The sequence below is a fragment of the Leptospira ainlahdjerensis genome, from assembly GCF_016919175.1.
GTDB classification, from domain to species: Bacteria; Spirochaetota; Leptospiria; order Leptospirales; family Leptospiraceae; genus Leptospira; species Leptospira ainlahdjerensis.
Window position 1 is genome coordinate 186,881 of record NZ_JAFFPU010000075.1, and the last position, 13,649, is coordinate 200,529.

Annotated in this window: 9 protein-coding genes; 5 read left to right on the forward strand and 4 right to left on the reverse strand. The window is 40.6% G+C overall.

The features are described from left to right. Positions 1-5: 5 nt before the first annotated feature. The 3 genes from JWG45_RS19470 to JWG45_RS19480 all read right to left on the reverse strand — a co-directional run bounded on the left by JWG45_RS19470 (position 6) and on the right by JWG45_RS19480 (position 5,843). Positions 6-2,141: an adenylate/guanylate cyclase domain-containing protein gene (locus JWG45_RS19470; RefSeq protein ID WP_205281270.1), complete on the reverse strand. Its 2,136-nt coding sequence runs from the start codon at positions 2,139-2,141 to the stop codon at positions 6-8. A gap of 152 nt (positions 2,142-2,293) precedes the next feature. After that, entirely contained in the window at positions 2,294-4,408 is a 2,115-nt protein-coding gene (locus JWG45_RS19475) for an adenylate/guanylate cyclase domain-containing protein (protein ID WP_205281272.1), read from the reverse strand. A gap of 139 nt (positions 4,409-4,547) precedes the next feature. Beyond that, positions 4,548-5,843 (reverse strand): adenylate/guanylate cyclase domain-containing protein, encoded by a 1,296-nt coding sequence (locus JWG45_RS19480; RefSeq protein WP_205281273.1) that lies wholly within the window; start codon positions 5,841-5,843, stop codon positions 4,548-4,550. A 1,176-nt stretch (positions 5,844-7,019) separates the two neighbouring features. Here JWG45_RS19480 and JWG45_RS19485 point away from each other — a divergent pair. The 5 genes from JWG45_RS19485 (at position 7,020) to JWG45_RS19505 (ending at position 12,833) form a co-directional block, all read left to right on the forward strand. Continuing rightward, complete coding sequence (locus JWG45_RS19485) at positions 7,020-7,769, forward strand: hypothetical protein (protein WP_205281274.1); 750 nt, start codon at positions 7,020-7,022, stop codon at positions 7,767-7,769. Between the two features lie 171 nt (positions 7,770-7,940). Beyond that, complete coding sequence (gene lsa25.6, locus JWG45_RS19490; protein ID WP_205281275.1) at positions 7,941-8,534, forward strand: Lsa25.6 family adhesin; 594 nt, start codon at positions 7,941-7,943, stop codon at positions 8,532-8,534. A gap of 1,050 nt (positions 8,535-9,584) precedes the next feature. Further along, positions 9,585-10,343 carry a hypothetical protein gene (locus JWG45_RS19495; protein WP_205281276.1) on the forward strand — a complete coding sequence of 253 codons (759 nt, stop codon included), beginning with the start codon at positions 9,585-9,587 and terminating at the stop codon, positions 10,341-10,343. 182 nt (positions 10,344-10,525) lie between these two features. After that, positions 10,526-11,119, forward strand: coding sequence for an Lsa25.6 family adhesin (lsa25.6, locus tag JWG45_RS19500; protein ID WP_205281275.1), 594 nt, complete (start codon positions 10,526-10,528; stop codon positions 11,117-11,119). A 583-nt stretch (positions 11,120-11,702) separates the two neighbouring features. Then, positions 11,703-12,833, forward strand: a complete 1,131-nt coding sequence (locus tag JWG45_RS19505) for a lipoprotein LipL36 (RefSeq protein WP_205281277.1) — start codon at positions 11,703-11,705, stop codon at positions 12,831-12,833. A gap of 88 nt (positions 12,834-12,921) precedes the next feature. Here JWG45_RS19505 and lsa25.6 (JWG45_RS19510) read toward each other — a convergent pair whose 3' ends face one another. After that, positions 12,922-13,644 (reverse strand): Lsa25.6 family adhesin, encoded by a 723-nt coding sequence (lsa25.6, locus tag JWG45_RS19510; protein WP_205281278.1) that lies wholly within the window; start codon positions 13,642-13,644, stop codon positions 12,922-12,924. Positions 13,645-13,649 lie beyond the last annotated feature (5 nt).

A 13,649-nucleotide genomic window follows, 5' to 3' on the forward strand; every position in this document is an offset into this window, starting at 1 on the left:
TTTGACTATTCTCCAAGAAGAGTCACACCCTGCCAGTTTTCGGGAACCCCGAATCTACAATGATGCACCGACTTCTCCAGATATACCCTCGCGGCCTGATCCGCACGATTCTTTTCGAGAATTCGGTTAAAAACGACGCAGGCCTCTTCGAAATGCTTTTCCCTAAACATAAGAATTCCACGTTCAAATTCTTCCCTAGTGTTCATATAAGAATCGATTAAGTTTTCGGAGAGGCCGTTAAAAACTTCCAAAACCGTGTGAACCGTTTTCTGATCTCGGATCTGAATTCGATCCACAACCCGATAATGATATTTGGAGGAATTTGTTAAGCGAAATAAGGTGGAATCCGTGATCAGCAGAGAAGATTCATAAGTGCGACTGAGCTGACCTATTTTGGTGACAACACTTACTGAAGAGGAAATTACCGTACTCTCCATTCTTTCCGCCTCACCGATCGTCCCCAACAAAATCGGTCCCGTGTGAATTCCGGTTCCGGAACGAACCGGATCCTTTCCATTGGCGATTCTTTCCCGATTAAAATCCCTTAAAATTCTCTGAATCTCGATCGCGCTGTCCAACGCCTTCTCCGGCTCAGGCGGGAATAACGCCAAAAAAGCCTCTCCGAAATATTTGTCGATAAACCCGTCTCGTTCTCGAATGATCGGCCCCACCTTTCCTAAAAAAGAATTGATGAATTCGAAATTCTCCTTTCCGTTCATCTTCTCAGAGATATCCGAAAACGCGCGAATTTCGTTGTAGAGAAGACTCATCTCTTCTTCCACCGTATCTCCGAGTTTGATATCAAATATATCATGTTTATTTAATATTTTCAAAAGCTCTCTTGGTACAAAAAGTCCGTAGGAAGAATTTACCTTTTTCAGACTTTCGGACATCTCTTCCACCGCGTCGAACGCAAGGGAATATCTTTTTGCGAGAAGATAGGCTTCGGAAAAGATAAACGCGATCAAACCAAAAGGCGCTAAAATAAAAGTAGGAATGATTCTTTTATTGTAAAAAATATCCTGACTATACGCTAAAAAGAAAAGAAATAATCCGATCAGAATCGAAACCGATCCCGGTTTTTTTCGAATCAACGCAAAAATCAAAACGTAAAATCCGAAAGCAAAACATAGGAATGTAAAAACGTAATAGTATTCGATCGTTCCCGTAAAAAGAACCGGATCCTGCGAAATTACGATCAAGGAAAAAATCGAGGCTATAAAAACCACTGCGTAATGTATTTCCTTTTTAACTTCATCCGGAAACAAAGCCCGCAAAAAGGCGGTGGCAAGCGGCGGAATCAAATAAAAACTGAGATAGACAATTCTCATGTGAAGATGGTAATTGATGCCCGGAAAAATAACTTGAATGAGATTCTGGCTTGTGCTGAGTTCTCGAAAACAAAAGACAAAACAGATGATTCCGAAATACAAAAGAGCGGCGTCTTTTTTTCTCAAAAAATAAAGGGTAAAATGATATAACGCCATCGCCGCGAGAAAACCGAAAAGAAAAACGTCCATAGTCATTCTTCTTTCTCTCAAACGAATGACTTGATCTTCGTTTCCGAAAATTAATCTTGCGGTAAGACCACCCCTCGCGTGATAAAAATTCGAAAGAGGGATTCGAATCTGAAATTCGTTTTTATGAATTTGAAATGGAATCACCCTTACATTCCATTCTGGGATCGAAGTATCCTGCGTTCTTCCGGGAACTCCATGAGATCCGATTTTTTTACCGTCGATCCAAATCTCGTAAGCCGTTTCGGAAGTTTCGGCAAGAAGAGCGAACTTTCTAGGATCTTGACTCGGAGGTAAAATCACTTTCAAAAAATATGTTGCGATTCCGGTCCCCGGATAGTTGTTTCCCTCCGGAGTTTGAATCCGAGTCCAAGCCTTTGGAACGGGCATGATACGGTTTTTTTCGGATTGAACATCCTGATTTTCGGAGAATTCATTCCAACGAAAGATCCAATCCCCCTGCAAAGCCACGGGGCCCTCTTCAAAATTCCAAGCGGATAGATCCAATACTCCCGATACGGCGGATGCCTGAGGACGTTCAGTTTCGGTCAGACATTGACTCAAAACAAAAATCAGACCGAGAAAAAACAAAACCTTCTTTTGGTAAAATCTAAATAAAATCATAGGAGGTTTTCTTGATTCTCCTTCGCACTCTTCCTCTTGGTCAATAAGAATATTGAGGATCAGGTTCTTTACTTTCTTTGAATGGAGTTTTTTAGCGAGTTATAATTCCATTCTTAAAAAATAAATATGTCTTTCGAATTACGGAAATATCCTCATACGTCCAATACGGTGATCCCGTCCCAATTGCTGGGAGATCCGAATCTACAGTAATGGATCGATTTTTCGAGATACCAACGAGCGGGTTGATCTAATTTATTTCTTTCCAATACCCGATTGAACACAACGCAGGCTTCCTCGAAATTTCTTTGTCTAAAATGTGCGATTCCTCTTTCAAATTCCTCTTTTGTATCCATAAAAAGATTCAGAAGAGAATCCGGTTGTCCATTAAAAACTTCTAAAATGGTTACGATAGAATTATGACCTTTGAGTTGAATCCGATCCAATACCCTCATCCGATATTTTTCCGGATTTTCCAAATTAAAAAGTACATGATCCGTGATTAAAATGGAAGAATCGAACAGACGACACAGTTGTCCCACTCGAGTCGCAAGCGTCACCGAAGCTGAAATCACGGCGCCTTCCATTCGTTCCGATTCTCCGATCGTTCCCAAAACGATCGGGCCGCGATGAAGACCGGTTCCCACGCGAACGGCCTCTCTTCCGTTCCCGACTCTCTGCACATTAATTTCTCTTAATATACCTTGGATTTCAATCGCACTGTCAAGAGCGTCTTCCGTCTTCTGAGAAAACAAGGACAGAAAGGCGTCTCCAAAATACTTATCGATAAAGCCGTTTTTATCCCGGATCAAGGGGCCAACTTTTCCGAGATAAGAATTGATAAACTCGAAATTCTCCTTTGCCGAAGTTTGATCGGAAATCGACTGAGAAGGCCGGATCTCGTTATAAAGAATCGTCATCTCCTCTTCCGCGACGTCGCCTAACTTGACATCTATGAAACTATTCTCGTTGAGAATTTTCAAAAATTCCCTTGGAACGAACAAGCCATAGGAAGTATTCGTTTTATTTAATGAATTCGTTAAATCGACGATAGCACCGAAAGCCTGGGAATACCGGCGCGCCAGTAAATACGCCTGGGTAAAAAGCATCGCCAATAAACCGATCGGAGAAAAATACCCAGTGTTGATGATTCTTTTATTGTAAAGGGTATCGTGAACAGTAACCAGAAAAAATATCAACATACCGTTTAATAAAAGAACGGCTCCGCTTCGTTTTCTTACGATCGCGAGCGTTAGAATATAAAACCCGTAAAAAAAAGTGAGAAACGTAAAAGCGTAATATACGTCGATAGTCCCCGTAAAAAAAGAAGGGGAAGTGATCAAAACGATAACGGAAGCAAGGCCTCCGAAAGAAAGAATTCCATAATAAAAATATTCGTTGAGTTCGGAAGGAAATAAGGAACGAAAAAACGCGGCGAAGATGGGAACTGTCAAATAAAAAGAAAGATACACGATCTTGCTGTGGATCGAATAGTCCAGACCCGGTATAAGAATTTGAATCAGATTCTCCCCCGTACTGATCGCACGAAAACAATAAACTAAACAAAGAAGCCCGAAAAACAGGACCGACTTTTCCTCCCTACGAAGATAGAATAACGTAAGATGATAAAGAGCCATGATCGCCAAACTTCCGAAGACGAAAACTTCGATCGTAAGTCTTTTCTCACGGATCGATTGAATGGATGCGCTTTTACCTATAAAAAACTTTCCTGTCAAACCTCCCCTCGCGTGGTGAAAATTCGAGATGAGAATTTTTAGATCAAGCTCCTTTTCGGAATTTAAGAATGAAAAAATCTTTTTGTTCCACTCCGGTCTTGAACTTTCCGAACTTTCTCCTACAGTTCCAACCGATCCCAGCCTTTTTGAATTGATAGAAATTTCATACGCCGTCTCGGAAATATCGGATTGAAGAGCTAATTCTTGTCCGACGAGTGAATCGGGAAGTTTTATTCTTAGAAGATAAGTGGCATAACCTTCGGATGAAAATTTATTTCCATCAACATTTTCGAATTTCACCCAGGACTTCGGAACCGTTGCAAAGGTAGAATTTTCAGTCCAGGGTTCCTGCGAAAAATGTTTCCATAAAAATCGAAATTCTCCTTCAAGAAGCGCCGGTCCGTTTTCATCGAAGTTCCATCCGGTGAGATCGAGAACTCCTTTTTCCGCCTTTGGGAACGGAATCGATTCCATCCAAGAACAGGAAAGAAAAATAAAAATAAAAATCGAAGAACAGATCCTCGGAATTTTCATATTCTTATCCGAAAATTCGAATCGGAAAGAAGGTTTTCCGATGAAAAAAAGAGTTCTGCAAGAGTTTGTGTTTCATACTCGTTCTAAAAAAATCGGGTTCCGATTGTGAAATGATATTCTGCTTTGTAAAACGAAACGGTCAATGAATATTCAAACTATATAAATCAATTTCAGTTTCTCTTCCTTTCACTTTGAATTTTCCAAGCGATCTGCATTGTTTTCGATTTTCTTCGGAAAGAAGTTCGTAAACGGCGGAGGAAAAAAGAACTTTCTCCTGAAGAGAAGAACAAAGGCCTTCGATCCTCGAAGCGATATTCACACTGTCTCCTATAACGGTGAAATCCAAACGATTTTTAGAACCGATTGCGCCTTGAACGACTTCTCCATAATGAAGGCCGATGCCGGATTCTAAGATCGGAAATCGAGAAAGACTCCATTCATTGTTGAGAACTTCCAATTCCCTCTGCATCTCTTGAGACGTTCGTAAAGCGGCGTCCGCAGGGGAGTCGACTTCCACCAATCCGCCGAATACCGCCATGATCGCGTCTCCGATAAATTTGTCGATGGTTCCGCCGTTTCTCGTGATACAATCCGCCATTCGGTCAAAGTATTCGTTCAGTTGGAGAATCAATCGATCAGGATCGGACTTTTCGCTCAAAGACGTAAACGACCTTAGATCGGAAAAGAGAACGAGAACTTTTTTCTTTTCAGTGCGGTCCGTAACCCCTTCGCTTAACAATTTTTCTTTTACTTCTTCCGAAACAAATTGTCCGAAGAGCCTGGATATATTGGATTTTTCTTTTTCTCTTTCGAGAACTTCGGAAAGAAGACGTTTTGTGTTTCTCACAAGAACGCCGACCACGATGCCTGAAAAAATCATCATCATCGATTTAAAAAAATAGATCGGAGGATCGGTAAGATCATGCCACTGGAGAACGTCTTTGGAATGAATCTCTGATATTCCATCCCTCGAGATAAGATAGAAAGCAAGATATTGAAATCCGCAATACGAACCGGAAAGAATCGACAGCCTTTCATTCAATGCGAAACCGGAAAGGATCACCATAAAAAAATAAAGATAGGAGGCGGGACCGGTGATATAAGTTGCGGCGCCTAACGGAAGATAGACTTCGGCGAGAAGATACAAAATTCCCGGAAGTGTGGAATAGAATAAGATTACGACGTAAATCCGAGACCCTTTTGCCTTTTTGAATTTTGCAAGAAGATAAAAGAAAAAGGACACAACACCTCCGATGGTGGTCCATAAAATCGGGACCTGCATCTGAAAGACAATTTCCTGTCTTTGCATCCAAATAAGAGCTACTGCCGAAGTTGTTCCTAAAATGAAAGAATAGAAACTGACTTTTTGTAATGTAGAATTGATCTCGAGTTCTAAATAAGAAGAATAGGTTTCTTTATCGTGGGCATTTATCATCGCCCGGTGAATCTTTCATAGAAGAATGAGAATTCCAAGAACTTTTAGATTTAGGACGTAATTTATTGATCGAAAGAAAATCTTACTATATTTTTTTCCCGAAACGTTTTTCCACAAATACCGCTCGTCGAAGAAAATATTTTACGGAAAATTCATTCAACATTTCGAAACAACGTTCATGTTCAGAAATTGATTTTCCATTTGGGATCTCTCGAGAATCAACCCTCTATTTTGTAAAACCCTTCCCGACCCAAAGGCTGAAATCACTTTCCATCGATACATCCAGAAACGGGCTCCCGATTATACTTTTTCACTTTTCGACGGACGGGGCAGCGAGGAAAGATCAGTGAAAATCCGCGAGTTTCCCGAACTTCCAATCGAGGCTTCCAAGAAACAAATTCTATCCTTGAAAGTCCAAAAGTCGGATGCAATCAGCTCTCGATCTCCCAATCTAAACTCTCACATCCGGTCAGTGCGGTTTTTGCAAAAAATCATTGCTCGGTTGATCGTGTTAAAATTTCTCTAACATCGAATACAATACGATACAATTGCAACTAACGCAAGGCTATAGAAATATCCAGAACATTTAAAAAAATCATGAGTAAACAGGGCTCTTTGATCACCCCTGGGTAACACGAGGAAACATCTGTACAAAAGATGAAATTTTGAGATTAACTACAGCCGATGCATCGGATTTCGATAGAACAGTTCTGATAACTCAGACCATCGTTTGGTCCTAGGAAAGCGAAACACGTTCCTTAAAATATTTGGATTTTGTTTTTATAAAACACAAATGGGGATCGATCTTCTACATCGATAAGTATGGAACTGAATGATAAAATTCGATTTCATTTACGAGGGAAATAGAAACCGATTTTGCATCTCGAGACAAAAATCCTTCCTTTTCCGGAACACATTCAACTTCAGGAGAGAATATAGCTTCTTAAAAGTAAAATATGGATTCATCAGCAAGACTACTTTCCAAATGTAGAAATAACTTATAAAAAGAATATCAATGATAAATCACTAATTCGTATTTATTAAACGAAATCTAATCACTTTATAAATATGTAATATTAATTTAACACACAACCAAATAACAATTCAAAAAATAACCATACATTCTGTGGTTGGTGGAAATAAATAGGAGAAACCTTCTACATGAAAAATAACATCATGAAACTAGCGGCGATTGTGGCACTCACTGTTGCATTTGCGGCTTGTAAACCAAAAGATAACGATGACAACACAACTACGGCTCTGCTCTTTCTGCTGGACCAAACTACCGGAAACTGTGCGATCGTATCTAGAACAAATTCAACTTTGTATACGGCAAGTTTGACCGTAATTCCAAAGGGTGGATGTAACCAAGCGACACTTGCAGGGACCACTCTTGCGGCAAACACGTTAATTGCCCAAGCGAACTACGATACCGCTCAAACCATCGCTACCTCCCTCTCATGTAACGCTAGCACAAGCGCAAGACTCACCACTTCAAAAGAAGCTGTTGCGACCGCAAACTCCACCGCAGCTGCTCAGACTACTTTTGATACTAACGCAGAAAGAACAAGATACTTCCCAATCGCGGACTTAAGAGTGGAAGGAATCGTAGCTTTAAATACGGCACTTTCTCCTTTGGGATTTTCTCAAGCTGAAATTCTTGCGCTTAAAGTAATCGGATTAGACGCTTACAGAAACCTCATTCCCCTATCCTTACTTGGTCAAGCGGCGGCTGCAGCAGGTGACACTGCTTGTGTTACTGCTACAACAAATAAAATAAGGGCGGATTACGCGGGCGTGAGAGGTGTGGATGCCAATGCGACTACAAAAGCAACCATCACAACACTTCCATTGATCAATACTTGTACATACGGAAGCGCTTCTCCGACGAATACTACTTGTGCAACCCTGAGCACTCAATTCTAATCGAAAGTTTTCTTTTGATCCAGAGAGACAAAGGTCATCCCGAAACGGGTGACCTTTGTTTTCGTATCATAATACTTTTTGGTCGGTTTTTAAGTTTTCAAAAAAATTTCTTCTTTTGATCGCGTCCTGGATTCTTCCCTCTCTATTGCAATTTTCCAGTCAAAACAACTGATGGATCAAAACAAAGACGGAAAAATTGACAACATACTTTATACGAAACGCGACTCGAATGTATCCATTTTTATGGAAACCTTTGAAAAACAAAAAGATGTTCCTGACGACTGGATGTGGTTAAAAATGGATCCTAAGGATCCAAAAGCATTCCAATCCCTTTATAATGAAATCGCATCGAAAGACCCTTTGAAGGTGGATATTAAGATCTGGTTCGGGCCCGGAAATTTAAAACTCATCGAAAAAGATGACCGAGACCAAGACGGATTTTTCGAAACTACACAATACTACAACCGATTTGCAAAACCTAAGGTGAACTCAGGAATCGTAGCCAGAATTGAAATCGATTCCGATAAAGATCAAAAAATAGACATCTGGATCTATCCAATGAAAAGAATCGAGATCGATACGAATCAGGACGCGATCCCTGATACTTTCAGTGAGAATCCGGATACAATCGGTCAAGTTTTCAAAAAAGGAAAACGAATTCCACTTCTCAAGGTCCAGCCATTACCATCTCCACAGTCTTGGGCGCTTCACCCGCTTCTCATTCCCGATGAAACTTGGAAAGCCATAATTCCTTTTTCAATGTAAGAAAACGAGGATCGGTCATTTTTAAATTCTTCACTTTCTGAAATAACACCGATTCAACTTTCTCTTCTCGACCGAATCTCTTTGCACTCGATAGAATTCCAAGTTTCTAAATCTCTTCAACAAAACCAAAATAAGATTTCGAAATTGTAAAAAACCTTTGAAAAACCGGATTTCGGTTTAAAACTTTTCGCGTATACAAAGACCAGACTTCCGATTGCGGTGGATCTTTGCAGCGACTCTAACACTTAGAAAGATTCCACAAAGGTCAGACGCAAGGCTCAAATCATAAAACCTTTGGTGAGCTAAGAATATATAGCGAGGTATTTACCGAAAAGTCGGGCTGGTACTCGTTTTTTCGAAAAAGCATTGGGATAGTTTCGTTAGCACAATACGAAATTCGAAAAAAAATCCATACATATTGATTAGAAGTGCTTTCCGGACAAAATTCCAGGAGCGATCGGCCCTCATTCAATAAGAGAAATGAAGTCATCGAACATCGGATTACCAAAGTTCGAAAACCTCAGAGAGATCAAATATCTGGAGCGCCTCATCCAACTTTAGCGTAAGCGCATTTTAGAAATGCAGCTGGAGCCAAATCTACGAACTCTTCAAGAAAAAATACGACTGGGTTTGAAAATATTCTCTGAGAAATACAATTTCAAGCAAGCTCCTCAAGAATAGAAGATAAAAAGAAAATTCACTTTTTTCAGTCTTCATTCAGGGAATAAAATTAACGTGAACAAACAATCCATTTCTGAAGGGTATTCAGACTCGTCCATAAGTAACGTTATATGATACCGTTACTCTATACATCTAATTCGGTAAACTAAGAGCCGCATCGCCCCAAAATAATATCGAATTATGATTCCGTATCTCATTCTGGAAAAACTAAATGCAAATAAATGCGCTTATATAATAAATTAAATATCGTATTATATTATTCTAATATTTTTATAATAACCTAACATCAATTCGTCGCTAAGTTTGTTTTTTATTTGAAATTTAATAAGCTCAACTTCTGTTAGTGCAAATCTATAGGAGAAAATTTTCATGAATAAAAAGATGATTCAACTGGCAGCAGTTATGATGCTCGCTATTGCCATAACCGCTTGTAAACCCAAGGAAGATGACGATACAACGACCATTGCGGCGCTTGCATTTTTCGTTGACCAAACCTCCGGCAATTGTGCTCAAGTGCTCAAGGTAAATGCGACTACCTACATCGCCACCCTTTCTGCTGTCCCAAAGGGTGGATGCAACCAGGCAACACTTATCGGTAGCGATCTGGCTTCTTACAAAGTAATTCAAACCGCTAATTCCGATGCAGTCAGCGCACTTTCTGCCTCTTTGAACTGTTCTGCTGCAACAAACAATGCCATTGCAAATTCGAAAAACAACATTCTCGCAACTACACAGGCAACTTTTGACGCTCTTGTTGCGGGATTTAAACCCTTCCCTATCTCTGATCTTAGAGTAGAAGCATTGGGCGTGTTATCGGCTACTAATTCACAACTGACACTCTTAGGATTTAGCCCAGCAGAAATACTTGCTCTCAAGGTATTGACTTTAGAGCAAACAAAGTTGGCATCAGCTACTCAATCCTTAGGACTGCTTGCAGCTGGAGCTGGAGACGTAGCTTGCGTAACTGCGATTACAAACAATAATAAAACCGCATTTGCTGGTTTCCTCGGTTTAGATAGTACGGCGACTACAAAAGCGACCATAACCGGAATCTCTTCAGCAATATGCCCATACGGAAGCGCAGCCCCTGCGGCGACCAAATGTACGACCCTTAACACTGAATTCTAAGTCGTAAAAGATATAGAAGACATTTTATAAAAGTAAAACAAAAAGTTATCTTCATCGATGTCTTTTTGTTTTACTTTTTCAGCCTCATTCTATCTTTAATCTCCATGAAGCATTGTTCACTTCTATTAGCCTTTTTCTTATATTCTTTCCTTGGCTGCCGATCGGAATTTAATGTGACCCCGATGGATCAAAACAAAGACGGAAAAATTGACAACATACTGTATACGAAACGCGACTCGAATGTATCCATTTTTATGGAAACCTTTGAAAAACAAAAAGATGTTCCTGACGACTGGATGTGGTTAAAAATGGATCCTAAGGATCCAAAAGCATTCCAATCCCTTTATAATGAAATCGCATCGAAAGACCCTTTGAAGGTGGATATTAAGATCTGGTTCGGGCCCGGAAATTTAAAACTCATCGAAAAAGATGACCGAGACCAAGACGGATTTTTCGAAACTACACAATACTACAACCGATTTGCAAAACCTAAGGTGAACTCAGGAATCGTAGCCAGAATTGAAATCGATTCCGATAAAGATCAAAAAATAGACATCTGGATCTATCCAATGAAAAGAATCGAGATCGATACGAATCAGGACGCGATCCCTGATACTTTCAGTGAGAATCCGGATACAATCGGTCAAGTTTTCAAAAAAGGAAAACGAATTCCACTTCTCAAGGTCCAGCCATTACCATCTCCACAGTCTTGGGCGCTTCACCCGCTTCTCATTCCCGATGAAACTTGGAAAGCCATAATTCCTTTTTCAATGTAAGAAAACGAGGATCGGTCATTTTTAAATTCTTCACTTTCTGAAATAACACCGATTCAACTTTCTCTTCTCGACCGAATCTCTTTGCACTCGATAGAATTCCAAGTTTCTAAATCTCTTCAACAAAACCAAAATAAGATTTCGAAATTGTAAAAAACCTTTGAAAAACCGGATTTCGGTTTAAAACTTCCACTCACTTGAAAGTACAAGCAGCTTTCAAAACCTACGTTTCGTCTTTCATTATCAAACTCATTCCAGTTTCTACGAATTCAAACCCTGAACCGAAGAGAAAATTCGACTCTTAGGGAAAAAGTTGGACCTTCTTATAAAACAATTCGAAGTATAATTCGAACAACCTACACTTTGTCACAAAAGAAATCATTCAAAATCAATTATTTAATAATATCAATTGAATAATAATTATTAAATATTCAATTTTATTAATAATAGAAGTAAATAAATTAAATATACATTACAATCCAATCATATATATAAAATTTGTCACCTTGAATCCATTCTTGGCTATTAATGGTTGTCGCGTTTACGATCAATCACTCTATCGCGGTGAATTAAGGAGATTTTTTGAATGAACAAAAATATTTTTAAGTTTACTGCAATGCTTGCGCTTATGACTGCATTAGCAGCTTGTAAACCGAAAGAAGATGATAACACGGAACTGCTTTTAGCTCTGGCTTTTTTAGCAGACCAAACAAGCGGGAACTGCGTTACCCTCTCGAAAACAGACGCTGCTCCCGGTGGACCCGGCGACGGACTCCCAACTTATACGGCAACGGCTACCACAAGACCAAAAGCGGCTTGTAACGGAACTTTCAATACAGTCTTTATCGTAGGCAACTCGGAAGCCGTAGCGGAGTCCTCTAAGGCTTCTTACCAAGCTGCTATCGATAAGGCAAACGCGGGCGGTGCAAACTGCACGGGAGCCGGTCAAACGGTTGCCACATTGCAAGCCACCAAGGACGCAGTCACAGCTCTTAAAGTAGATCAAACCTTAGCAGCAAACGCATTCTGCATGCCCGCCGGCACAGGTTGGAACCTGAATCCGCTTGCTCTTGGCGGAACCGTTGTGAGTATCGACCCCGCTTATTTTGGAAAAACCGTGATCGCCTGTTCTTCCGAACAAGCAAAGGCAAAATACTTGGAATTTCTTTCGAGCTTTAACATCTCTACCGTTTCCGGTTCTGCAGCAACCGATATGGCAACCAACTTGACATTTCGGAGAAAAACTGCGGCGGTCGCTGCGAGTAACTTCAAGTGGACTGCGGAAGCAGCGAACGCAGGACGCTTGATCAATGTTTCCGAACTTACGACTTCCGGACAAGCTGGGGCGACACTCCTTGCTTTTGGTACGGCGCAACAGATCAATGCAGCGGCTATCGTAGGCGGAAACGCGGCAGGGGCTACGACCGCTCGCGCGTGTGCAAAGGCCCTCATTGCAAACGAATCGGAAGCAGTTCAGGGAATTGCAGCTTCCCTTCACGATGTAGCTGGGGGATTCACTGGAGCAATGACCGGTGGAGTTCTCGGTGAAATCATCACTACGGCTCAAGCGGAAGCGGTGAAGGAAGTTCTTTTTCTAAATCTTACCTGTCGATACGGAGATTTTAACGAAGAAGCCGCCGCAAACTTAAGCACGGTCGGAACCGAGACGAACGTAAAAAACAACGGACTTTGTCCGGCGTCTTATCCAAAATATTGATTTTCGGTTAGAAACTTAGATAAAAAAAGACCGCTTCGGAAGAGCGGTCTTTTTTTTTATGAAATGAAAGTAGAAGGGGACGTTTAATTTAGCGATCGTGATTTTTTTCTTGTTTCGATCCCGTGGGAAAAATGCTGATCGTGATTAGAGATTGGTAACGCGGGTTTAAGATTCGTTCCGGTCTAAGAACCCAAGAATCTTCTTTTTTCATTTGCGTAAAATCGGATTCTTTGATTTTCATTTCTTGCGTGATCAGATTAAAATTTTCGAGCATTAGAATTTCTCTAGAGAGAATGTGATCCGGTTTTCCATCTCCGTCTCTATCCAATTCCATCCTCGCTTCCGGAAAAATCCACAGGTCCGGCCTTCCATTTCCGTTCAGATCGACCTCAATCCGACCCACAATTCGCAAAGTTTCACCCGGTATCGCCATAGAATTGTAGTATAGAATCGATTCCCAGCGACCATCTTCGTTTAGATCGTCTTGTTCGATCAATTTTCGATTCCCAGGCCCATACCAAATCCTACTATGATTTCCTTTTCGTTTCATTTCCTCAAAAAGTACAAGACTCGATTCCGGGCTTTCACGATTTCCACGAACCCAGGTCCAAAGATCCGTTTGACCGTCCAAATCCGTATCCGTCTGAATCATCATCAAAAGATTTTCCGGCCGAAACACAAACGCAGTCTGATTTTTTGTTTTCTGATCGATTGCGCCTAACTGAGTCACTTGTATCAGATCTTCTTTGCAAGAAAAGAATACAAAAACAATCTTCATCATCGCAATCCAAGCTATTAATTTCAAATTCATCTTCA

Coding starts and splice junctions, on each gene's coding strand:
- lsa25.6 (WP_205281275.1), top strand. CDS start 7,941: ATGGATCAAAACAAAGACGGAAAAATTGACAACATACTTTATACGAAA.
- JWG45_RS19480 (WP_205281273.1), bottom strand. CDS start 5,843: ATGATAAATGCCCACGATAAAGAAACCTATTCTTCTTATTTAGAACTC.
- lsa25.6 (WP_205281278.1), bottom strand. CDS start 13,644: ATGAATTTGAAATTAATAGCTTGGATTGCGATGATGAAGATTGTTTTT.
- JWG45_RS19495 (WP_205281276.1), top strand. CDS start 9,585: ATGAATAAAAAGATGATTCAACTGGCAGCAGTTATGATGCTCGCTATT.
- lsa25.6 (WP_205281275.1), top strand. CDS start 10,526: ATGGATCAAAACAAAGACGGAAAAATTGACAACATACTGTATACGAAA.
- JWG45_RS19505 (WP_205281277.1), top strand. CDS start 11,703: ATGAACAAAAATATTTTTAAGTTTACTGCAATGCTTGCGCTTATGACT.
- JWG45_RS19470 (WP_205281270.1), bottom strand. CDS start 2,141: ATGATTTTATTTAGATTTTACCAAAAGAAGGTTTTGTTTTTTCTCGGT.
- JWG45_RS19475 (WP_205281272.1), bottom strand. CDS start 4,408: ATGAAAATTCCGAGGATCTGTTCTTCGATTTTTATTTTTATTTTTCTT.
- JWG45_RS19485 (WP_205281274.1), top strand. CDS start 7,020: ATGAAACTAGCGGCGATTGTGGCACTCACTGTTGCATTTGCGGCTTGT.